This window comes from Psychrobacillus sp. FSL K6-1415 (genome assembly GCF_038003185.1).
Classification (GTDB): Bacteria; Bacillota; Bacilli; order Bacillales_A; family Planococcaceae; genus Psychrobacillus; species Psychrobacillus psychrodurans.
Genome location: NZ_JBBOOQ010000001.1, coordinates 3,437,585 through 3,460,645, shown reverse-complemented (window position 1 = coordinate 3,460,645; position 23,061 = coordinate 3,437,585). Strand labels below are relative to the sequence as shown.

Annotated in this window: 16 protein-coding genes, 3 rRNA genes and 2 riboswitches; of the genes, 17 read left to right on the top strand and 2 right to left on the bottom strand. The window is 40.9% G+C overall.

Annotated features, from left to right (window positions below; all coding sequences use genetic code 11):
* Complete coding sequence (locus MKY60_RS16780; RefSeq protein WP_340930668.1) at positions 1-924, bottom strand: helix-turn-helix transcriptional regulator; 924 nt, start codon at positions 922-924, stop codon at positions 1-3.
* Between the two features lie 189 nt (positions 925-1,113).
* Positions 1,114-1,215: riboswitch (purine riboswitch) on the top strand.
* A gap of 91 nt (positions 1,216-1,306) precedes the next feature.
* On the opposite strand from MKY60_RS16780, the gene MKY60_RS16775 reads away from it, so the two are divergent.
* The 4 genes from MKY60_RS16775 to rrf all read left to right on the top strand — a co-directional run bounded on the left by MKY60_RS16775 (position 1,307) and on the right by rrf (position 8,322).
* Positions 1,307-2,638 carry an NCS2 family permease gene (locus MKY60_RS16775; RefSeq protein ID WP_241600174.1) on the top strand — a complete coding sequence of 444 codons (1,332 nt, stop codon included), beginning with the start codon at positions 1,307-1,309 and terminating at the stop codon, positions 2,636-2,638.
* A 662-nt stretch (positions 2,639-3,300) separates the two neighbouring features.
* A 16S ribosomal RNA gene (locus MKY60_RS16770) occupies positions 3,301-4,855 on the top strand.
* 234 nt (positions 4,856-5,089) lie between these two features.
* Positions 5,090-8,018, top strand: a 23S ribosomal RNA gene (locus MKY60_RS16765).
* A 188-nt stretch (positions 8,019-8,206) separates the two neighbouring features.
* Positions 8,207-8,322, top strand: a 5S ribosomal RNA gene (gene rrf / locus MKY60_RS16760).
* The 16S, 23S and 5S rRNA genes sit together here, the layout of an rRNA operon.
* An 802-nt stretch (positions 8,323-9,124) precedes the next feature.
* Here the strand turns inward: rrf and MKY60_RS16755 are convergent.
* Complete coding sequence (locus MKY60_RS16755) at positions 9,125-9,451, bottom strand: transposase (protein WP_090567962.1); 327 nt, start codon at positions 9,449-9,451, stop codon at positions 9,125-9,127.
* A 286-nt stretch (positions 9,452-9,737) separates the two neighbouring features.
* Between MKY60_RS16755 and MKY60_RS16750 the strand changes: the two genes are divergently transcribed.
* The 13 genes from MKY60_RS16750 (at position 9,738) to purH (ending at position 23,061) form a co-directional block, all read left to right on the top strand.
* The gene (locus MKY60_RS16750) at positions 9,738-10,259 is read left to right on the top strand and encodes a DUF2179 domain-containing protein (protein WP_445678011.1); all 522 of its coding nucleotides are present in this window, start codon (positions 9,738-9,740) and stop codon (positions 10,257-10,259) included.
* Positions 10,256-10,441, top strand: coding sequence for an NETI motif-containing protein (locus MKY60_RS16745; RefSeq protein WP_093495231.1), 186 nt, complete (start codon positions 10,256-10,258; stop codon positions 10,439-10,441). The genes MKY60_RS16750 and MKY60_RS16745 overlap by 4 nt, the downstream gene beginning before the upstream one ends.
* Before the next feature lie 101 nt (positions 10,442-10,542).
* A riboswitch (purine riboswitch) is annotated at positions 10,543-10,642 on the top strand.
* Positions 10,643-10,863: 221 nt separating this feature from the next.
* Positions 10,864-11,352: a 5-(carboxyamino)imidazole ribonucleotide mutase gene (purE, locus tag MKY60_RS16740; protein ID WP_090567971.1), complete on the top strand. Its 489-nt coding sequence runs from the start codon at positions 10,864-10,866 to the stop codon at positions 11,350-11,352.
* Positions 11,349-12,470: a 5-(carboxyamino)imidazole ribonucleotide synthase gene (gene purK / locus MKY60_RS16735; protein WP_093495230.1), complete on the top strand. Its 1,122-nt coding sequence runs from the start codon at positions 11,349-11,351 to the stop codon at positions 12,468-12,470. Before purE ends, purK begins: the two co-directional genes overlap by 4 nt.
* Before the next feature lie 16 nt (positions 12,471-12,486).
* Entirely contained in the window at positions 12,487-13,782 is a 1,296-nt protein-coding gene (purB, locus tag MKY60_RS16730; RefSeq protein WP_241598270.1) for an adenylosuccinate lyase, read from the top strand.
* Between the two features lie 28 nt (positions 13,783-13,810).
* Positions 13,811-14,527 carry a phosphoribosylaminoimidazolesuccinocarboxamide synthase gene (gene purC, locus MKY60_RS16725; RefSeq protein WP_093495228.1) on the top strand — a complete coding sequence of 239 codons (717 nt, stop codon included), beginning with the start codon at positions 13,811-13,813 and terminating at the stop codon, positions 14,525-14,527.
* Positions 14,524-14,778, top strand: coding sequence for a phosphoribosylformylglycinamidine synthase subunit PurS (gene purS / locus MKY60_RS16720; RefSeq protein WP_090567985.1), 255 nt, complete (start codon positions 14,524-14,526; stop codon positions 14,776-14,778). Before purC ends, purS begins: the two co-directional genes overlap by 4 nt.
* Complete coding sequence (gene purQ / locus MKY60_RS16715; RefSeq protein WP_340930660.1) at positions 14,775-15,461, top strand: phosphoribosylformylglycinamidine synthase subunit PurQ; 687 nt, start codon at positions 14,775-14,777, stop codon at positions 15,459-15,461. Before purS ends, purQ begins: the two co-directional genes overlap by 4 nt.
* Positions 15,445-17,676 (top strand): phosphoribosylformylglycinamidine synthase subunit PurL, encoded by a 2,232-nt coding sequence (gene purL, locus MKY60_RS16710; protein WP_241598272.1) that lies wholly within the window; start codon positions 15,445-15,447, stop codon positions 17,674-17,676. Before purQ ends, purL begins: the two co-directional genes overlap by 17 nt.
* Positions 17,652-19,073 (top strand): amidophosphoribosyltransferase, encoded by a 1,422-nt coding sequence (gene purF, locus MKY60_RS16705; protein WP_093495225.1) that lies wholly within the window; start codon positions 17,652-17,654, stop codon positions 19,071-19,073. The genes purL and purF overlap by 25 nt, the downstream gene beginning before the upstream one ends.
* Before the next feature lie 11 nt (positions 19,074-19,084).
* Positions 19,085-20,140, top strand: a complete 1,056-nt coding sequence (purM, locus tag MKY60_RS16700) for a phosphoribosylformylglycinamidine cyclo-ligase (RefSeq protein WP_340930657.1) — start codon at positions 19,085-19,087, stop codon at positions 20,138-20,140.
* Positions 20,140-20,715 carry a phosphoribosylglycinamide formyltransferase gene (gene purN / locus MKY60_RS16695; RefSeq protein WP_340930655.1) on the top strand — a complete coding sequence of 192 codons (576 nt, stop codon included), beginning with the start codon at positions 20,140-20,142 and terminating at the stop codon, positions 20,713-20,715. The genes purM and purN overlap by 1 nt, the downstream gene beginning before the upstream one ends.
* Positions 20,716-21,525: 810 nt before the next feature.
* Entirely contained in the window at positions 21,526-23,061 is a 1,536-nt protein-coding gene (gene purH, locus MKY60_RS16690) for a bifunctional phosphoribosylaminoimidazolecarboxamide formyltransferase/IMP cyclohydrolase (RefSeq protein ID WP_340931115.1), read from the top strand.

The window sequence follows — 23,061 nt, the reverse complement described above, 5'->3', positions numbered from 1 at the left end:
TCATGGTATATATGACAACTGATTGTCATCATTTATTTTTTTGTGGATTTTATTCAATTCATTGTAATATTCTTGTTTCAATGTTTGTGGGTTAATCACATCAACAGTACTACCGAACATTAATAAAAAAGGAATCAGATTTCTATTGCTATCATATTTGAAATTGACCTTTATATAATTATTTTGTATTTCAATTTCTTCATCCAAAAAAAAATCATATAATTTCCCTAATTGATTTCTATGGAAAATTAACTCAACCTGCTCGTAAATAGTTGTTAAGTCAATTTCTTTTCCTTCACTTTGGATAGATTTTTCATCTATTAAGAGGTGCTCTCTAATTCGAGTAAGTTTGAACATTCTTCTATCTTTTCTTTTTTCACAATACGCTTCCAAATACCAACTACCATTTGTTAGAACTATGTTACTAGGAGAAATAACGCGGCTAGTAATATCTCCATTTAAAGAAATGTACTTTATTTTTAACTTTTTTTTCTGTGATATGGCACCTCTTAAAGTAGTTAGCTTTTCTTTGGTCTCTTGTTCTATTTCTGTTCTATGGATGGTAGGAGAGTAGAAGGAAAGGTTACTAAAAGATTCATCACCCTTTAAATTCTCTAGCTTTTCAATGAGAACTTGGTTATCCTCTTGTAATATATTATGTTGCATTCTTAAAGATTCTATAATTTTTAGTTTCTCCTTATCTGAAAACAAATATTTATCCATCTTGTAGGATGGCATCAGTCCAACACCTCCATTTCGACCATGAATGGTTATGACTGGGAGGCCAGATAATCCTAATGATACAATATCTCTATAAATCGTTCTTTTACTTACTTCTAGTTTTTTGGCTAGTTCATCGGCTGAAACTACTTCTTTATTTAACAAGGCAACTAGTATAGACAATAGTCGTTCGATTTTTATCATTATTCACACTCCCTCTATACGAAATTGAGATTATCGGTCAGATTCATTTATTATACTATGGCTGAAATATACGTCAGTGTTTTGTTTTTTGAACTCTTAGAATTAACATATTAACGAACTATTTTGTTGTTTATTTGAATAATGTTCGGATTCTGTATTGATTTTCTAAAATAATGATGTTATATTACTAACATAATTTAATTATGTCGTCGTATAACGTTGGGAATAAGGCCCAAAAGTCTCTACCGAATCACCGTAAATGATTCGACTACGATTAAGTGGAAGAAGAATAATTTTTCCCTTACTAGAGATACTAAAGCAGACGACTGATTCACTAGTCGTCTGCTTTTTTCTGTTATACGGACAATAACTGGAGGAAATTATGAAAAAGTATTTTCAGTTTGAAGAATTAGGAACTAACTATCGCAGTGAAATTATTGGTGGTTTAACAACTTTCCTAGCAATGGCGTATATTCTTGTAGTTAACCCAATGATACTATCACTTGAGTCGGTTGAAGGATTACCTGATTTTATGCATATGGATAAAGGAGCTGTGTTTACAGCTACTGCACTAGCGGCAGGTCTTGGTTCTATATTAATGGGCGTACTAGCAAAATACCCAATCGCACTTGCGCCAGGAATGGGATTAAATGCATTTTTTGCTTTTACAGTTGTTTTGGATTTTGGGATATCGTGGCAAATCGCTTTAACCGGAGTTTTTGTAGCAGGTATTATCTTTATTCTTCTTTCTTTAACCGGTATTCGTGAAACAATTATCAATGCAATTCCAACGGAGCTAAAATTTGCAGTTGGCGCTGGAATTGGTTTATTCATAACCTTCGTAGGTTTGCAAAACTCTAAGATTATCATTAGTGATCCTTCTGTAATCGTAGGTCTAGGAGACTTAACAGATCCTAATATATTATTAACAATTTTTGGTCTTGTAATTACTGTAATTATGATGGTAAAAGGCGTTAAGGGCGGAATTTTTTACGGAATGCTAATTACTGCAATCGTTGGGATGATTTTCAGCCTAGTACCATTACCAACTGGAATCGTTAGTAGTATTCCAGATGTCAGCCCAACATTTGGGGCTGCACTTGATCCAATTTTTAACGATCCAACTTCTTTATTAACAACGCAATTCTTAGTTGTAGTACTCACTTTCTTGTTTGTAAACTTCTTTGATACAGCTGGAACATTAATATCTGTAGCAAACCAAGCTGGATTGATGAAAAATAACAAATTACCGCGTGCGGGTAAAGCGCTACTAGCAGATGCAATCGCTACAACAGCTGGAGCGGTAGCAGGAACTTCTACTACTACTAGTTATGTAGAATCGACTGCGGGTGTAGCAGCTGGTGCTCGTTCAGGATTTGCAGCAGTAGTGACAGGAGTATTAATGTTATTGGCATTATTCTTCTATCCAATATTAAGCGTAGTTACTTCTTATGTTACTGCACCGGCATTAATAATAGTTGGTGTGCTAATGGTATCTTCCTTAGGGAATATAGATTGGAAGAAATTCGAAGTTGCAGTGCCTGCATTCTTCGTAATTATTGCAATGCCATTAACATATTCTATTGCAACAGGTATCGCAATTGGATTCTTATTTTACCCAATTACAATGATCGTTGCTGGACGTATTAAAGAAATACATCCAATTATGTATGGACTATGGGTAATATTCCTTTGTTACTTTATTTTCCTATAAAATGTTTCAACAAAGAGGGGGCATCTTGCCTCTCTTTTTTTGTTTCTTCTATAAAGAGAGTTATTAATTAGGGAATGGTTGTCATGTAAAAGAATTGGGTGGCTTAAACGTATTTAAGTTTATGATGAAATACAAATAAGAAGATATAATATACTGAGTTAAACTAAACTCATAAAGTTTAATACTAAAAAAATAGACTAATTTAAGTTTATAGTAGTGCTATGAAGCTAGTGTTCTAAAGGGTTGTAATCAAATCTAACTTATTGTTGCATTTGTCAGAATAAAGTGTTATCATAATATTTTACACAACTTCTTTACTAAAAGGTGTTGACGAAGTTGTTAAAAGGGTGTTAAGATACAAAGGTCGCTGAAACAAGACGACAACTTACAACAACATGAACATTGAAAACTGAACATGCAAAACGTTAAGACATACAGCTTATCAGCTAACTTTGTTAGTCTGATAGCAAAACAATTTTGACATCATTTAATGATGATGCCAGCAAAACAAAATGAGCTTTTAAACTAGTTCTATTCGCTGGATGACGAGACGTAGTGCAGTGCGAGGAAGCGATCGAGAGAGGGAAGGAACGTACTAGTGTACGTGACTGACCGAACGAGTGAAGCTGACAAAGCAATGTGCTGCGTAACGTCATCCAGATCTTATGGAGAGTTTGATCCTGGCTCAGGACGAACGCTGGCGGCATGCCTAATACATGCAAGTCGAGCGAATGACGAAGAAGCTTGCTTCTTCTGATTTAGCGGCGGACGGGTGAGTAACACGTGGGCAACCTGCCCTGTAGATTGGGATAACTCCGGGAAACCGGGGCTAATACCGAATAATCCATTTCCTCACATGGGGAGATGTTAAAAGACGGCATCTCGCTGTCACTACAGGATGGGCCCGCGGCGCATTAGCTAGTTGGTGAGGTAACGGCTCACCAAGGCGACGATGCGTAGCCGACCTGAGAGGGTGATCGGCCACACTGGGACTGAGACACGGCCCAGACTCCTACGGGAGGCAGCAGTAGGGAATCTTCCACAATGGACGAAAGTCTGATGGAGCAATGCCGCGTGAGTGAAGAAGGTTTTCGGATCGTAAAACTCTGTTGTGAGGGAAGAACAAGTACGAGAGTAACTGCTCGTACCTTGACGGTACCTCATTAGAAAGCCACGGCTAACTACGTGCCAGCAGCCGCGGTAATACGTAGGTGGCAAGCGTTGTCCGGAATTATTGGGCGTAAAGCGCGCGCAGGCGGTCCTTTAAGTCTGATGTGAAATCCCACGGCTCAACCGTGGAAGGTCATTGGAAACTGGGGGACTTGAGTACAGAAGAGGAAAGCGGAATTCCAAGTGTAGCGGTGAAATGCGTAGAGATTTGGAGGAACACCAGTGGCGAAGGCGGCTTTCTGGTCTGTAACTGACGCTGAGGCGCGAAAGCGTGGGGAGCAAACAGGATTAGATACCCTGGTAGTCCACGCCGTAAACGATGAGTGCTAAGTGTTAGGGGGTTTCCGCCCCTTAGTGCTGCAGCTAACGCATTAAGCACTCCGCCTGGGGAGTACGGTCGCAAGACTGAAACTCAAAGGAATTGACGGGGGCCCGCACAAGCGGTGGAGCATGTGGTTTAATTCGAAGCAACGCGAAGAACCTTACCAGGTCTTGACATCCCGCTGACCGGCCTAGAGATAGGCTTTTCCCTTCGGGGACAGCGGTGACAGGTGGTGCATGGTTGTCGTCAGCTCGTGTCGTGAGATGTTGGGTTAAGTCCCGCAACGAGCGCAACCCTTGATCTTAGTTGCCAGCATTCAGTTGGGCACTCTAAGGTGACTGCCGGTGATAAACCGGAGGAAGGTGGGGATGACGTCAAATCATCATGCCCCTTATGACCTGGGCTACACACGTGCTACAATGGACGGTACAGAGGGTCGCAACCCCGCGAGGGTGAGCAAATCCCATAAAACCGTTCTCAGTTCGGATTGTAGGCTGCAACTCGCCTACATGAAGCCGGAATCGCTAGTAATCGTGGATCAGCATGCCACGGTGAATACGTTCCCGGGCCTTGTACACACCGCCCGTCACACCACGAGAGTTTGTAACACCCGAAGTCGGTGGGGTAACCCTTACGGGAGCCAGCCGCCGAAGGTGGGACAGATGATTGGGGTGAAGTCGTAACAAGGTAGCCGTATCGGAAGGTGCGGCTGGATCACCTCCTTTCTAAGGATAATATCGGAATACGAATCTTTATTCGTATCTTAACGTTTTGCAGTTCAGTTTTGAATGTTCATTTTTATATGAAGATTCATCTCTTGCTCCTGCGATTACTCGTCGCAAAGTGAGCAAACCTTTGTTCTTTGAAAACTGGATAAAACGACATTGAAACAATAAACAACAAGAAATTCTGTTGTGATTATTTACGTAATCACAACGTGTAAGACTTTTTAACTTTTAGGTTAAGTTAATAAGGGCGCACGGTGAATGCCTTGGCACTAGGAGTCGACGAAGGACGGCACTAACACCGATATGCTTCGGGGAGCTGTAAGTGAGCTTTGATCCGGAGATTTCCGAATGGGGAAACCCACTGTTCGTAATGGAGCAGTACATTTGCGTGAATACATAGCGCATCTGAGACACACCCAGGGAACTGAAACATCTAAGTACCTGGAGGAAGAGAAAGAAAAATCGATTCCCTGAGTAGCGGCGAGCGAAACGGGAATAGCCCAAACCAAGAGGCTTGCCTCTTGGGGTTGTAGGACACTCTACATAGAGTTACAAAGGAATGAGTTAGACGAAGCGATCTGGAAAGGTCCGCAGGATAGGGTAAAAGCCCCGTAGTCCAAAATTCATTCTCTCTTGAGTGTATCCTGAGTACGGCGGAACACGTGAAATTCCGTCGGAATCCGGGAGGACCATCTCCCAAGGCTAAATACTACCTAGTGACCGATAGTGAACCAGTACCGTGAGGGAAAGGTGAAAAGCACCCCGGAAGGGGAGTGAAATAGATCCTGAAACCGTGTGCCTACAAGTAGTTAGAGCCCGTTAATGGGTGATAGCGTGCCTTTTGTAGAATGAACCGGCGAGTTACGATTACATGCAAGGTTAAGTTGAGAAGACGGAGCCGCAGCGAAAGCGAGTCTGAATAGGGCGAATGAGTATGTGGTCGTAGACCCGAAACCAGGTGATCTACCCATGTCCAGGATGAAGGTAAGGTAACACTTACTGGAGGTCCGAACCCACGCACGTTGAAAAGTGCGGGGATGAGGTGTGGGTAGCGGAGAAATTCCAATCGAACCTGGAGATAGCTGGTTCTCTCCGAAATAGCTTTAGGGCTAGCCTCAAACGTTAGAATCTTGGAGGTAGAGCACTGTTTGGACTAGGGGCCCATCCCGGGTTACCGAATTCAGACAAACTCCGAATGCCAATGATTTATGTTTGGGAGTCAGACTGCGAGTGATAAGATCCGTAGTCAAGAGGGAAACAGCCCAGACCACCAGCTAAGGTCCCAAAGTATTTGTTAAGTGGAAAAGGATGTGGCGTTGCTTAGACAACCAGGATGTTGGCTTAGAAGCAGCCATCATTTAAAGAGTGCGTAATAGCTCACTGGTCGAGTGACGCTGCGCCGAAAATGTATCGGGGCTAAACAAATCACCGAAGCTGTGGATTGATACCTTTGGTATCAGTGGTAGGAGAGCGTTCTAAGGGCGTTGAAGTCAGACCGGAAGGACTGGTGGAGCGCTTAGAAGTGAGAATGCCGGTATGAGTAGCGAAAGACGGGTGAGAATCCCGTCCACCGTATGACTAAGGTTTCCTGAGGAAGGCTCGTCCGCTCAGGGTTAGTCGGGACCTAAGCCGAGGCCGATAGGCGTAGGCGATGGATAACAGGTTGATATTCCTGTACCACCAAACCACCGTTTGAGTAATGGGGGGACGCAGAAGGATAGGGTAAGCATGCTGTTGGTTATGCATGTCCAAGCAGTAAGGTGTGAATGTAGGCAAATCCGCATTCTATAACATTGAGCTGTGATGGCGAGGACGTATGTCCGGAGTTCCTGATTTCACACTGCCAAGAAAAGCCTCTAGCGAGGTGATAGGTGCCCGTACCGCAAACCGACACAGGTAGTCGAGGAGAGAATCCTAAGGTGAGCGAGAGAACTCTCGTTAAGGAACTCGGCAAAATGACCCCGTAACTTCGGGAGAAGGGGTGCTCTTTTGGGTGCATAGCCTAGAAGAGCCGCAGTGAATAGGCCCAGGCGACTGTTTAGCAAAAACACAGGTCTCTGCAAAACCGTAAGGTGAAGTATAGGGGCTGACGCCTGCCCGGTGCTGGAAGGTTAAGAGGAGTGCTTAGCGCAAGCGAAGGTGCGAATTGAAGCCCCAGTAAACGGCGGCCGTAACTATAACGGTCCTAAGGTAGCGAAATTCCTTGTCGGGTAAGTTCCGACCCGCACGAAAGGCGTAACGATCTGGGCACTGTCTCAACGAGAGACTCGGTGAAATTATAGTACCTGTGAAGATGCAGGTTACCCGCGACAGGACGGAAAGACCCCGTGGAGCTTTACTATAGCTTGATATTGAATTTTGGTGCAACTTGTACAGGATAGGCAGGAGCCTTAGAGCCCGGAGCGCCAGCTTCGGAGGAGGCGTCGGTGGGATACTGCCCTGGTTGTATTGAAATTCTAACCCATACCCGTAACCCGGGTAGGAGACAGTGTCAGGCGGGTAGTTTGACTGGGGCGGTCGCCTCCTAAAGTGTAACGGAGGCGCCCAAAGGTTCCCTCAGAATGGTTGGAAATCATTCGAAGAGTGTAAAGGCAGAAGGGAGCTTGACTGCGAGACCTACAAGTCGAGCAGGGTCGAAAGACGGGCTTAGTGATCCGGTGGTTCCGCATGGAAGGGCCATCGCTCAACGGATAAAAGCTACCCCGGGGATAACAGGCTTATCTCCCCCAAGAGTCCACATCGACGGGGAGGTTTGGCACCTCGATGTCGGCTCATCGCATCCTGGGGCTGTAGTCGGTCCCAAGGGTTGGGCTGTTCGCCCATTAAAGCGGTACGCGAGCTGGGTTCAGAACGTCGTGAGACAGTTCGGTCCCTATCCGTCGTGGGCGTAGGAAATTTGAGAGGAGCTGTCCTTAGTACGAGAGGACCGGGATGGACACACCGCTGGTGTACCAGTTGTTCTGCCAAGAGCATCGCTGGGTAGCTATGTGTGGACGGGATAAGTGCTGAAAGCATCTAAGCACGAAGCCCCCCTCAAGATGAGATTTCCCATTACGCAAGTAAGTAAGATCCCTCAAAGACGATGAGGTAGATAGGTTCGGGGTGGAAGCGTGGCGACACGTGCAGCTGACGAATACTAATCGATCGAGGACTTAACCAAATTTGTTTAACGTAACAATGTCGTTTATCCAGTTTTGAGTGAACAAACACTCTATTTATTATGAGGGTTTCAAGACACGAGTAATTCGAGGAAACAATTGAGAGAGGAAAGGAACATACTAAAGTATGTGACTGACCGAACGAATGAAGTTGACGAAGAAGTACGATGTGTATTGAAAGCCGAATCTGTCTAGTGATGATGGCGAAGAGGTCACACCCGTTCCCATACCGAACACGGAAGTTAAGCTCTTCAGCGCCGATGGTAGTTGGGGGTCTCCCCCTGTGAGAGTAGGACGTCGCTGGGCACAAAAGAGAAAGTCGTTACCGAATTATCGGTAACGGCTTTTTTGTATTTAGAAATAAGCCGTATATGCCGTAGGCAGTCTATCTCTATAAGAAAGTATGCGAGAAAGTAGAGGGGCAAAGAGTTCGAGGAAGCAAACGAGAGAGACTCGGAGCGTATAACATACGCGAGAATTGAACGAGTGCGGCTGACGAAGAAATCTGCCGTCCATCTGCTTTCGCAGCCCTGGACACGGAAGTAAAGCTCTTGCGCCGATGGTAGTTGGGGGTCTCCCCCTGTGAGAGTAGGACGTCGCTGGGCACAAAAGAGAAAGTCGTTACCGAATTATCGGTAACGACTTTTTTGTATTTAGAAATAAGCCGTATATGCCGTAGGCACTCTATCTATATAAGAAAGTATGCGAGAAAGTAGAGGGGCAAAGAGTTCAAGGAAGCAAATGAGAGAGACTCGGAGCGTATAACATACGCGAGAATTGAACGAGTGCGGCTGGCGAAGAAATCTGCCGTCCATCTGCTTTCGCAGCCTTGGACACGGAAGTAAAGCTCTTGCGCCGATGGTAGTTGGGGGTCTCCCCCTATGAGAGAGTAAGAGCCGCTGGCACTAAAGAAAAAGTAGGTACCGAGTTATCGGTACCTACTTTTTTGTAAGTTGATATAAGAGAGTAAAAATTTCCGAGCTTAATTTCATTCTAGAGCACTATAGTCACTTTTAAGAAAGAGTTTCTTCAATTTGCTACATGCTCACTCTATTCAGAATAGTAAAAGGTTTTAATATAGTAGTTGCTAAGAATAAGAAAATATCTTTCAAAGCTTCTTTACCATTTTAGGATATGGAAGCTTTTTCAAGTGTATATAAATGGGAAGCTTTTTAAGCAACTCCAGTGCCTTCTGTTCATTGTATTTTTTTTCTATCTCTTTAAGTCGCATTATTTCTTCTTGTGAGTAGGAGGAGAAACCATTCTCTCCAGCTTCTTTAAATTTTCTTATCCATGTAGTGATTGAATTGACGCTTACATTCAATTCTAATGCTAGCTCTTTACGCCCTCGTCCATTTTTTAGAACTTCTAGAACTGCATACATCTTTTGTTCCTGAGTTGTTTGTGTATATCTTTTCCTAAATTGTCCATGCATTGTCTGATCCCCCTATTTTGAAATTGGTGACACTTTTACTAATCTTCATGAAATAAGAGTACAACTATTCTTCATTTTAACACTTCACTCAATTAGTGTATTGTACTATCTATTATATAATTTGTCATCAGAATATTTAAAATTTATTAGAAGTATAGTCAAAATTACTGTGTAAAACACTCGTTATAGCTTGAATTCCTTGAAATTGTGACTCTATATGCGATAATGAAGAACAATATAAAAACAAATAGTAGGAGTTGGTTGGGTGGATTCATCAGCAATTTTGATGGTAGTTATAATTTTTGTTATCAATATTGTCTACGTGACATTCTTTACTTTGCGAATGATTCTTACACTGAAGGGTTACCGCTATATTGCTGCTTTTATAAGTATGGTAGAAGTGGTTATATATATAGTAGGGCTGGGTTTAGTTTTAGATAATTTAAATGAAGTTCAAAACTTGATTGCTTATGCGGTAGGATATGGAACAGGAGTTATCATTGGTACTAAAATTGAAGAGAAAATGGCACTTGGTTATATTATGGTTAATGCGATCTCCACAGAAATGGAATTAAAATTACCAGAAATTTTAAGAGCAGAAGGCTATGGTGTGACAGATTGGCAAGCAAATGGGCGTGAAGGGAATAGACAAGCTCTTCAAATCTTAACTCCTCGTAAATACGAGTTAAAGCTATATATGAGACTTAAAGAACTTGATCCGAAAATATTTATCATCGCATATGAAGCTAAAACGATTCACGGTGGATTTTGGGTAAAATCAGTGAAGAAAGGAAAATTATTTAAATGAAGAAAGAGACAAAATGGTTTGAAGTGGGAGAGAATGAAAGCATTACTGAGTGTATAGAAAGAATGACTAGAGATGGTTTCCAGATCGCTGGACGGAGAGAGGAACCGCTTTTTGCAGAGGTTGATGGTCAACCTATTCCGGTAAGACAATTAATAATGTTAAAAGGAATTAAAGAAATATAAAAGCGATAATTAGACCTAAAACCGAACATTAAAGTTATCTGAAAATTAATCGTTCGTATTTAAGCGTTGACGTCTTCCATTTAACTTGTTAAAATATGAATAGAAATAGACGATTATATCCCCATATATGCTAAAGGATTGGCTTTAGCGTCTCTACCAAGTCACCGTAATGACTGGACTATGAGGGAAAGCGACTTATGGATACTGCAAAAGGATGTGTTTGTTTATGTTTTTTCCGACACAAACTGGGCATTTATGTTCCCTAAGTAAACTGCTTTTCTTTCATAGAGAGAAAGTAGTTTATTTGGGGAATTTTTTATGCTTACAACATTTATGCCTTAGGTTAATCCATTAAGCTCGATGTAATCGCCTGAGTTTTAGTTTCGATGCCGAGGTGAATTTGACAGAAGGGACGATAAATTTTGAATACAAAAATTGGTGTGATAATGGGTAGTTCTAGTGACTGGGAGACAATGAAATATAGCTGCGAGATTCTTGAAGAGCTTCATATACCTTATGAAAAACGAGTAGTATCTGCACATCGAACACCAGATTTAATGTTTGAATATGCAGAGGAAGCAAGATCACGCGGAATACAGGTCATTATTGCAGGAGCTGGAGGCGCAGCGCATTTACCAGGTATGGTTGCGGCTAAGACAACACTTCCGGTTATCGGGGTGCCAGTTCAATCTAAAGCACTAAACGGATTAGATTCATTATTATCGATTGTTCAAATGCCAGGTGGAGTGCCGGTGGCAACCGTTGCAATTGGAAAGGCTGGAGCTACAAATGCAGGATTACTTGCCGCTCAAATCCTTTCTATTCTAGATCATGAGTTAGCAGAACGTCTGGAAAAGCGAAGAGAAGATACGAAAAACAAAGTATTTGAAAGCAATGGTGAGCTCCAATGACAAAAGTTATTTATCCGGGACAGACGATAGGAATAATTGGTGGAGGGCAGCTTGGTAGAATGATGGCATTAGCTGCAAAGGAAGCTGGATTTAAGGTAGCAGTTTTAGATCCTATGATAGATTCACCTTGCGGACAGGTTTCCGATATACAGATTGTTGCGTCATACAATGACGAGGCTGCGTTAGAGGAGTTAGCAGAGGTAAGTGATGTCATAACTTATGAGTTTGAGAATATAGATTATGCTGGATTAAAAAGACTATCAGAGATTGCTTATGTTCCTCAAGGAGCGGAATTAGTGAGAATTACACAAGATCGTATTCTTGAAAAAACAGAAATTCAGGCAGCTGGCGTGCCAGTTGCGAAATTTGTCGAAGCTAGTACGTATGAAGAGCTAGAACAAAGAATCGATAAAGTCGGCTTTCCATGCGTAGTCAAAACCTCTCGTGGAGGATATGACGGCAAAGGGCAGCAAACAATTCAATCGAAGGAACAACTAACCTTAGCTAAAAATTTGTTTGCTCATTCTGCATGTATCGCAGAGGCATTTGTACCATTTACTAAAGAAATTTCGGTCATTGTACAGCGCAATGGAAATGGTGAAACATACTGCTTACCAATTGGTGAAAATATTCATGTAAATCATATTTTGCACGAAACGATTGTTCCAGCGCGTATTGATGAATCACTTGCTTCAATGGCAATAGAGGCTGCTGAAAAAATTGCTAACCATCTAAATTTAATAGGCACACTTGCGGTTGAAATGTTCGTTTTAGAGAATAATAAATTATTAATAAACGAATTGGCACCAAGACCACATAACTCTGGCCATTACTCGATTGAAACATGCAATATTTCTCAATTCCATCAGCATGTAAGAGCAATCTGCGGATGGCCACTAAGAGAACCAAAACTTTGGACAGGAACAGTTATGGTGAACATATTGGGACAGCATGTGATTCCAGTGACGAATAATCTTTCCAAATACCCCAACTGGTCAATTCATTTATATGGCAAAAACGAAGCGAAAGAGAATAGAAAGATGGGACATGTCACCATCCTATCATCAGATATTGAACAGACATTAATGGAGATAGAACAATCTAAAATTTGGTTATAGCCTAGGAGGAAGTTAAATGATAGAACGTTATACACGCCCGGAAATGGGAGCAATTTGGACAGAACAAAATAAATATAATGCATGGTTAGAAGTAGAAATTCTTGCCTGTGAAGCTTGGGCTGAAATTGGAGATATTCCTAAAGAAGACACAGTTCTTCTTCGTAAAAATGCTTCTTTCGACGTAGACCGTATTTTAGAAATTGAAAAAGAAACTAGACATGACGTAGTAGCGTTCACTCGTGCCGTATCAGAAACTTTAGGAGAAGAGCGCAAGTGGGTACATTACGGTCTGACTTCTACTGACGTAGTAGATACAGCTCTTTCTTATATTATTAAACAAGCAAATGTTATTTTACGTAAAGATATTGAAAACTTTATCGAAATCTTAGAAAACAAAGCAAAAGAGCATAAATACACAGTAATGATGGGACGTACGCATGGAGTTCATGCAGAGCCAACTACTTTCGGACTAAAGCTAGCTCTATGGACTGAGGAAATGAAACGTAACCTAGAACGATTTGAAGCTGCTGCAAAAGTAATTGAAACAGGTAAAATGTCCGGTGCTGTTGGAACATATGCAAATATTGATCCGTTTGTAGAGCAATATGTATGTGAAAAATTAGGTTTAGCCGCATCACCAATTTCTACTCAAACATTACAACGTGATCGTCATGCACAATACTTAAGTGTTATCGCATTAGTTGCTACATCAATCGAGAAATTTGCTACAGAAATTCGTGGTCTTCAAAAATCAGAAACACGTGAAGTAGAGGAATTCTTCTCAAAAGGTCAAAAAGGTTCTTCTGCAATGCCACATAAGCGTAATCCTATTGGGTCTGAAAACATGGTTGGGTTATCAAGACTTATCCGAGGCTACATGATGACGGCATATGAAAATGTTGCTTTATGGCATGAAAGAGATATTTCTCATTCGTCTGCAGAACGAGTAATCTTACCTGATGCAACAATTGCACTTAACTATATGTTAAACCGCTTTGGTAATATTGTGAAAAACTTAACTGTGTTCCCAGAAAACATGAAACGCAATATGGATTCAACTTTAGGTCTAATATACTCTCAACGAGTTTTGTTAGCATTAATTGATAAAGGGCTAGCTCGTGAAACGGCATATGATACTGTACAACCACTTGCGATGCAAGCGTGGGAGTCTCAAACTGCTTTCCGTACTTTTGTAGATGCGAATGAGCAAGTTACTTCATTGTTATCAAAAGAAGAGCTAGATGATTGCTTTGACTATAACTATCACATTCAACATGTAGATATGATTTTTGAACGTTTAGGACTTAACTAAGCTTTAAATTGATTAGGGGGAATTGAAAGTGGAAAAAGGTCGCCTATTATACGAAGGTAAAGCAAAACAATTATTCGAAACAGAGGATGAAAATATCCTCTTTGTATCATATAAGGACAGTGCTACAGCATTTAACGGTGAGAAAAAGGAAAACATCGATGGAAAAGGTATTTTAAACAATAAAATCACTACTATCCTTTTTGAGCAGTTAAAAAGTCAAGGAATTGAATCCCACTTTGTAGAACAAATCTCAGACAATGAGCAACTTGTTCGCAAAGTGGATATCATTCCACTTGAAGTAGTAGTCCGTAATATTGCAGCTGGTAGTCTATCAAAGAGATTAGGAATTAAAGAGGGAACACCTTTAAAGCACACTATCGTGGAATTTTATTACAAGGATGATGAACTCGGAGATCCTTTATTAACAAATGCTCATCTAGAATTACTAGCACTTGCTACACCAGAGGAAATAGATACCCTTCAATCAAAAGCATTAGAAATCAATCAAGTGCTGATGCCCATTTTCAAGGAAATAGGAGTTACCCTAATCGATTTTAAACTAGAGTTTGGAAAAACAGCAAACGGAGAAATCCTACTTGCGGATGAAATTTCTCCCGACACTTGTAGATTGTGGGACGACAAAACAAATAACAAACTAGACAAAGATGTGTTTAGACGTAATTTAGGAAGCTTAACAGAAGTTTATGAAATAATACTTTCCCGCCTAGGAGGATTATCAAAATGAAAAAAGTTAAAGTATATGTGACATTACGTGAAAGTGTTTTAGATCCACAAGGTTCTGCAGTTATGGGAGCTCTTCACTCGATGGACTATAAAGAAGTGAAGGACGTTCGTATAGGGAAATTTTTAGAGCTTCAAATTGAAGAGGGAACACGTGACATAGATTCAGTAATAAAGGAAATGTGTGAAAAGCTTTTAGCTAATACAGTAATCGAAGACTATCGTTATGAAGTTGAGGAGGCTGTAAGCAAATGAAGTTTGCGATAATCGTATTTCCTGGATCGAACTGTGATTTAGATATGTATCACGCGATCAAAGACGAGCTTGGGGAAGAAGTAGAATATGTTTGGCATGATGCAAAAGATTTAAGCAGTTTTGATGGTATTTTATTGCCAGGCGGATTCTCATACGGCGATTATTTACGCTGTGGAGCTATGGCTAACCAATCAAATGTTATGTCAGAAGTCGTTAAAGCAGCTGAGGCTGGTAAACCTGTTCTAGGTATTTGTAATGGATTCCAAGTGCTAACAGAAGCCGGATTACTACCTGGAGCCCTTCTACGCAATAAAAACCTAAAATTCATGTGTCGTACAGTTGACTTAAAAGTCGTGAACAATGAAACTCAGTTTACAACTGTATATGAAAAAGACGAAATAATTCAAATTCCAATTGCACATGGTGAAGGAAACTATTATTGCGACGAAGAAACACTTGCTAGATTAAAAGCTAACAATCAAATTGTTTTTAAATACGCATCAGAGGGTCCTAATGGAAGCATCGAAGATATCGCAGGTATTGTCAATGAAAAGGGAAATGTCCTTGGTATGATGCCACATCCAGAACGCGCTGTAAATGAACTAATAGGTGGATCAGATGGATTAGCATTATTCAAATCAATAGTGAAACAGTGGAGGGAAACTCATGTCAGTCATGCTTGAACCAAATCCAACGCAAATTAAAGAACAAAAAATATATGCTCAAATGGGTATGTCAGATTCAGAATTTGAAATGGTTGAGAAAATTCTTGGTCGTCTACCGAACTATACTGAAACTGGGTTATTTTCAGTTATGTGGTCGGAACATTGTTCGTATAAAAACTCTAAACCTGTTTTAAGTAAGTTCCCTACAAAAGGGAAACATGTTTTACAAGGACCGGGTGAAGGTGCTGGAATTGTTGATATTGGCGATGGTCAAGCAGTCGTATTCAAAATGGAGTCTCATAATCATCCATCTGCGATTGAACCTTATCAAGGTGCAGCAACAGGCGTAGGCGGTATTATCCGTGATGTTTTTTCAATGGGAGCACGTCCAATTGCAATGCTTAATTCACTTCGTTTTGGAGAGTTAAAGACTCCGCGTGTGAAATACTTGTTTGAAGAGGTAGTAGCTGGTATCGCTGGCTATGGTAACTGTATCGGAATTCCAACAGTAGGCGGAGAAATTCAATTTGACGACTGTTACGAAGGAAATCCACTTGTTAATGCAATGTGTGTAGGACTGATCAATCATGAGGATATTCAAAAAGGGATTGCAGCTGGTGAAGGTAACACAGTAATGTACGCTGGTGCAAAAACTGGACGTGACGGTATTCATGGAGCGACATTCGCATCGGAAGAGTTAACTGAAGCTTCTGAAGAAAAACGTCCAGCCGTTCAAGTAGGAGATCCTTTCATGGAGAAACTTCTATTAGAGGCTTGTTTAGAAGTGATTAAATCGGATGCATTAATTGGTATTCAAGATATGGGAGCAGCAGGATTAACTTCCTCGTCTGCAGAAATGGCTTCTAAAGCTGGCTTCGGTGTAGAAATGAACTTAGATTTCGTACCACAACGTGAAACTGGGATGACAGCCTATGAAATGATGCTTTCTGAATCACAGGAACGTATGCTAATCGTTGTGAAAAAAGGCCGTGAAGATGAGATTGTTAAAATCTTTGAAAAATATGACCTAGATTGTGTAGCGGTTGGTAAAGTTACAAGTGATAAAATGCTTCGTTTAATTCATAACGGAGAAATAGTAGCAAATGTACCTGCAGATGCACTTGCAGAAGAAGCACCAGTTTACTATAAACCCTCATCAGTACCTGCTTACTATACAGAATTCCAAGCGTTGGAAAATGTAGAGCCAGCAGTGTCAGATTATAAAGAGACTTTACTAAATCTACTTCAACAACCTACAATTGCTTCTAAAGAATGGGTTTACGATCAATACGATTATCAAGTACGCACAAGTACAGTTGTAACACCTGGTTCAGATGCTGCGGTAGTTCGAGTTCGTGGGACTAATAAAGGACTTGCTATGACAACAGATTGTAATTCACGTTATATCTATTTAGACCCAGTTGTTGGCGGTAAGATTGCGGTAGCTGAAGCTGCTCGAAATGTTGTTTGTTCAGGTGCAAAACCGCTTGCTATTACGGACTGTTTAAACTTTGGTAACCCAGAGAATCCAGAAATCTTCTGGCAAATTGAGAAATCAGCAGACGGTATTTCTGAGGCATGTATCGCATTAGAATCACCAGTAATCGGTGGGAATGTATCTTTATATAACGAACGTAGTGGGACTGCGGTTTATCCAACACCAACAATTGGCATGGTTGGACTTGTAGAAGACCTTGCACATGTAACGACCCAATCGGTGAAACAAATTGGAGATATTGTATACGTAATTGGTGAAACAAAAACAGAATTTGGTGGATCAGAGCTTCAAAAATTAGTAGAAAAACGTATTTTTGGACAAGCACCATCAATCGATTTAGAAGTAGAAGTAGCACGTCAAAAAGCTCTTTTAAACGCAATCAAATCTGAGGTTGTACAGTCTGCACATGATATCTCGGAGGGTGGATTTGCAGTAGCTTTAGCTGAAAAAGCTTTCGGTGCTACTGGTCTTGGAGTAGAAGTAACTATTACTGGATCGGCTACAAGTGCGTTATTCAGTGAATCTCAATCACGCTTTATCGTAACGGTAAAACCTGAACATGCTAAGAAGTTTGAAGAAATCGTAGCAGATGCAGTACAAATTGGTACAGTAACTGATTCTAATAATATAGTAATCTCACATGAAGACGGAACTACTTGGATTAGCGGTTCTGTTGATGAATTCCGTTCCGCTTGGAAAGGAGCAATATCATGCTTGCTGAACTCAGAGGCTTAAACGAAGAATGTGGTGTATTCGGGATATGGGGACATCCAAATCCTGCAGCCATGACTTATTATGGATTACACGCACTTCAACACAGGGGGCAAGAAGGTGCTGGAATTATCGTGACGGATGGCAAGTACCTACGTGCAGTAAAAGGGGAAGGTCTAGTAAACGATGTATTTAATAACGGCAAACTAGAGAAATTAGAGGGGCATGCTGCAATAGGCCATGTTCGCTATGCTACCTCTGGTGGCTCTGGCATTGAAAATGTTCAGCCTTTGTTATTTAATTCAACAACTGGAGGCCTTGCGATTGCACACAACGGGAATATCGTAAATGCAACTCGTTTAAAACGTAACTTAGAGCAGCAGGGTAGTATTTTCCAAACAACATCTGATACAGAAGTTCTTGCGCATTTGTTGAAGAAGAGTAATCTTGCTTCATTTGAAGATCGTGCAAAACAAGCATTACGCTTATTAGATGGAGCTTTTGCTGTTATTATCATGACCGAGCATGCGATGTATGTGGCGCAGGATCCACAGGGCATGCGACCTCTTTCTTTAGGAATGTTAGACGGTGCATGGGTAGTTGCATCTGAAACAAGTGCATTCGATTTAATTGGTGCAGAGTTGGTCCGTTCGATTGACCCAGGTGAATTATTAGTAATAAATGAAGAAGGTTGTCGTTCAGAGCGTTATGTAGAAAAAAAAGACCGTGCTATTTGTACGATGGAGTATGTCTACTTTTCTCGTCCTGATTCAGATATTGATGGTATTAATATTCATATGGCTAGAAAACGTCTTGGTAAGCAGCTTGCAAAAGAATTATCTATTGATGCAGACGTAGTAACAGGTGTACCAGATTCAAGTATTTCTGCTGCCATTGGTTTTTCAGAGGCTACAGGTATTCCTTATGAGCTTGGTCTTATTAAAAACCGTTATGTTGGCAGAACATTTATTCAGCCATCACAAGACCTGCGTGAGCGTGGTGTCAAGATGAAGCTGTCACCAGTACGTCAGGTTGTGAATGGCAAACGGGTAGTTATGGTAGATGATTCAATTGTTCGTGGAACTACTTCTCGTCGCATTGTGAAAATGTTGAAGGAAGCTGGAGCAACAGAAGTTCATGTTGTTATTAGCTCTCCTCCTTTGAAGAATCCTTGTTTTTATGGCATTGATATTAGTTCGGATTCTGAACTGATTGCTGCTAATAATACAATTGATGAGATGTGTGAATTGATCGGAGCGGATTCGTTAACATTCTTATCGGTTGAAGGAATGGTAGAGGCAATTGGTAGATCAGATGCTGAAAAAAACTGTGGGCAATGCTTAGCATGCTTCACTGGAGAATATCCGACAAGTATTTACGCGGATACGAAATTACCACATGAAAAAGAGCTTGTTCGATAGGAGGATTTTACATGTCAAAAGCATATGAAAAAGCAGGCGTTAATATTGAAGCTGGATATGAAGCCGTGCAAAGAATGAAATCACATGTCGAGCGTACAGCTAGAAAAGGAATCATGGGCACTTTCGGTGGTTTCGGTGGGATGTTCGATTTATCTTCATTGAATTATAAGGAACCTGTTTTGATCTCTGGAACAGATGGTGTTGGAACAAAATTGAAGCTTGCATTTATGACAGATTCACACGATACAATCGGTGTAGACTGTGTAGCAATGTGTGTTAATGATATCGTAGCACAAGGGGCCGAGCCCTTATTTTTCTTAGATTACGTAGCAGTTGGTAAAGCTGTTCCTGAAAGAATTGAACAAATTGTTAAAGGGGTAGCAGACGGCTGTGTACAATCCGGAGCAGCATTAATCGGTGGAGAAACAGCGGAAATGCCTGGTCTTTACGAGGAAGATGAGTATGATCTTGCTGGATTTGCAGTAGGAGCTTGTGAAAAATCAAAAATCGTAACAGGTGAGAATATTGCAGAAGGCGATGTGTTAGTAGGTATTGCCTCAAGCGGTGTTCATTCAAATGGATATTCACTTGTACGCAAAATTGTATTTGAAGAGCGAGGCTACTCTCCGAGTGATGTTGTGGAAGGATTTGAGGCGTTAGGTGAAATTGGTAAAGCCCTTTTAACCCCTACGAAAATTTATGCAAAGCCTGTAATGGAAATGCATCAAGAGCTTTTTATTCATGGGATGGCACATGTGACTGGCGGAGGGTTTTACGAAAATTTACCACGGATGATGCCTGATGGTCTTGCTGTTGAAGTTGAACTGGGTTCATGGGAAGTGCTGCCTGTATTTGATTTCTTAAAAGAAAAGGGCGAGCTAGCGGACCGTGATTTATATAATGTGTTTAATATGGGGATAGGCTTTGTACTTGCACTTTCTACAGAAGAAGCGGAAAAAGCAATTTCTATTGCTGAAGCTCATGGAGAAAAGGCATTTACAATTGGTCGTGTTGTGAAAGGTGAAGGGGTAATCTTCAACGGAACACATGACGGGAGCTTAGTTTAATGACTGAAGTAGTAACGAAATTTGCTGTATTTGCATCAGGAAGTGGTACAAACTTTCAGGCTATTTATGATGCAGTGCAAGAAGGAAAACTCACTGGTGAAGCAGTGCTAGTAGTGACAGATAAGCCAGATGCTTTTATAGTAGAACGTGCCGAGAAAGCGGGCATAGCTACGTTGGCTATTAAGCCTTCAAGTTTTTCTTCTAAGTCAGCTTATGAACAAGCAATTTTAGAAAAACTAACCGAACTAAACGTGGAATGGATTGTCCTTGCAGGATATATGCGGCTGATTGGAGATGTTTTATTAGAAGCATTTCCAAATCGAATTATCAATATCCATCCTTCCTTACTACCCGCATTTCCGGGAAAAGATGCCATCGGACAAGCTATGGAGCACGGAGTAAAGGTAACTGGAGTCACGGTTCACTATGTGGACGCAGGCATGGATACTGGCACTATCATAGCACAGCAAGCAGTAGAGGTAGTGGAAGGCGATAGAGTACAAACCGAAAAACGAATCCATGAAGTAGAGCATGCATTATATACGAAAGCTTTACAGCAGTTGTTTGGGAAGTAATTACTACTTAGGATGTGCGCCCTACATGCCGCAAGAGCACGAAGAATGAGACTTCAAAAAGGATGTAGGGGCAGAAGCCGACTCATCCTTGAAAGCGAAGTGTGCGGCAGTGCATAGTCGTAAAAATAGTCATTTAAATGCAAGTAGTTGCTTTACTTGCTTTGGCATGTTAGTTACTTGCTTTTAGCATAGCAATACTTGCTTAACTTTATAAGATACTTGCGCTTATGATACGGTTACTTGCTCTCTGGAATGATTTACTTGCGTAGCGGTAAAAATATCCATTTAATCGCTTTACAGCAGCGCATAGCCGTAAAAATAGTCATCAAAAGGCAAATATTTTTTTTACTTGCTTTGGCACGCTAGTTACTTGCGTTTAGCATAGCAATACTTGCTTAACTTTATAAGATACTTGCGCTTATGATACGGTTACTTGCTCTCTGGAATGATTTACTTGCGTAGAGGTAAAAATATCCATTTAATCGGTGTATAGCAGCGCATAGCCGTAAAAAGTCATCAAAAGGCAAATATTTTTTTTACTTGCTTTGGCACGCTAGTTACTTGCGTTTAGCATAATAATACTTGCTTAACTAGATAAGTTACTTGCGCTTATGATACGGTTACTTGCTCTTAGTTATGATTTACTTGCGTAGTGGTAAAAATATCCATTTACTAACTTTATTGCAACTCTTGTTTGCGGATGCGGCAGCGCACATCCAGCTTAGTGGCAATGATTAAGTTCTAATCTCAGCGGTAATATTCCAATAGCAATGAACACAAATAGAACTACCAATTTAAGGAGGAATTATGGTGTCAAAACGTGCGTTAATTAGTCTTTCAGATAAATCAGGAATTCTCGAGTTTGCAAAAGAGTTGGAACTACTTGGCTATGAAATTTTATCAACTGGTGGAACGAAATCATTTTTAGAACAAAATGGTGTGGCAATTACATCAGTAGACCAAGTTACGAACTTTCCAGAAATTTTGGATGGTCGAGTAAAAACATTGAACCCAATGATACATGGTGGTTTATTGGCAAAGCATGACGACCCTTCACACCAAGCACAGCTAGAAGAGCATCAAATAACTCCTATTCAAGTAGTTTGTGTAAATTTATATCCTTTCCGTGAAACGATTTCCAAACAAGATGTGACATTTGAAGATGCTATTGAAAATATTGATATCGGCGGACCATCAATGCTTCGTTCAGCAGCGAAAAATCATCAGTACGTAACAGTTATAACAGATGCATCTGACTATGCTGAAGTACTTGCACAGTTAAAAGAGAGTGGTGAGACGACACTTGAAACAAGACGCAAACTTGCTGCAAAAGTGTTCCGTCACACTGCTGCATACGATGCATTGATTGCTGGCTATATGACCGATTTAGCTGGTGAAGAATTCCCAGAATTGTTGACACTTACATATGAACGAAAGCAATCTTTACGTTATGGTGAAAATCCTCATCAACAAGCAGCATTTTACAAACGACCACTTGGTTCTGATTTTTCGATTGCTTCTGCAACACAACTGCATGGTAAAGAGCTATCCTATAATAATATCCAGGATGCTAATGCAGCTATTCAAATCGTAAAAGAGTTTAAACTTCCAGCTGCAGTAGCGGTGAAACACATGAATCCGTGTGGTGTTGGGACAGGCGAAACAATTTCGGATGCTTTCAATAAAGCCTATGAAGCAGATTCAACGTCTATCTTTGGTGGGATTGTTGCATTAAATCGAGAAGTAGATGCAGCAACTGCAAAAGTATTAGCAGGTATTTTCTTAGAAATTATTATAGCTCCTTCATTTTCAGATGAGGCAATTGCTATGCTTACAGCGAAAAAGAACATTCGCCTTTTGACTATTTCTTATGAGCAAACGAAAAAGGATGCGTGGAATACAGTATCTGTGGAGGGGGGATTACTTGTTCAATCCCCTGATACATTCGGGTTAAAGGATGCAGATGTAAAAGTAGTAACCGATCGGGAGCCAACTGCCGATGAATGGAAAGCATTAGAGCTTGGTTGGAGCGTAGTTAAACACGTTAAATCTAATGCAATCGTAGTAGCAACCGAAGATATGACCATTGGTGTTGGTGCAGGCCAGATGAACCGTGTAGGCTCAGCTAAAATTGCTTTAGAGCAAGCGGGACAACGTGCAATAGGAGCAGGTCTTGCTTCAGATGCATTTTTCCCAATGAACGATACAGTGGAGATTGCTGCTAAAGCAGGTATTACAGCTATTATTCAAACAGGTGGGTCAGTGAAAGACCAAGATTCTATCGACAAAGCGAATGAATATGGTATTGCGATGGTATTCACTGGCGTTCGTCATTTCAAACACTAA

Bases quoted from the DNA above. Each gene is read 5' to 3' on its own strand.
- MKY60_RS16780 (WP_340930668.1), bottom strand. From the start codon at position 924: ATGATAAAAATCGAACGACTATTGTCTATACTAGTTGCCTTGTTAAAT.
- MKY60_RS16775 (WP_241600174.1), top strand. From the start codon at position 1,307: ATGAAAAAGTATTTTCAGTTTGAAGAATTAGGAACTAACTATCGCAGT.
- MKY60_RS16755 (WP_090567962.1), bottom strand. From the start codon at position 9,451: ATGCATGGACAATTTAGGAAAAGATATACACAAACAACTCAGGAACAA.
- MKY60_RS16750 (WP_445678011.1), top strand. From the start codon at position 9,738: ATGGTAGTTATAATTTTTGTTATCAATATTGTCTACGTGACATTCTTT.
- MKY60_RS16745 (WP_093495231.1), top strand. From the start codon at position 10,256: ATGAAGAAAGAGACAAAATGGTTTGAAGTGGGAGAGAATGAAAGCATT.
- purK (WP_093495230.1), top strand. From the start codon at position 11,349: ATGACAAAAGTTATTTATCCGGGACAGACGATAGGAATAATTGGTGGA.
- purB (WP_241598270.1), top strand. From the start codon at position 12,487: ATGATAGAACGTTATACACGCCCGGAAATGGGAGCAATTTGGACAGAA.
- purS (WP_090567985.1), top strand. From the start codon at position 14,524: ATGAAAAAAGTTAAAGTATATGTGACATTACGTGAAAGTGTTTTAGAT.
- purQ (WP_340930660.1), top strand. From the start codon at position 14,775: ATGAAGTTTGCGATAATCGTATTTCCTGGATCGAACTGTGATTTAGAT.
- purL (WP_241598272.1), top strand. From the start codon at position 15,445: ATGTCAGTCATGCTTGAACCAAATCCAACGCAAATTAAAGAACAAAAA.
- purF (WP_093495225.1), top strand. From the start codon at position 17,652: ATGCTTGCTGAACTCAGAGGCTTAAACGAAGAATGTGGTGTATTCGGG.
- purM (WP_340930657.1), top strand. From the start codon at position 19,085: ATGTCAAAAGCATATGAAAAAGCAGGCGTTAATATTGAAGCTGGATAT.
- purN (WP_340930655.1), top strand. From the start codon at position 20,140: ATGACTGAAGTAGTAACGAAATTTGCTGTATTTGCATCAGGAAGTGGT.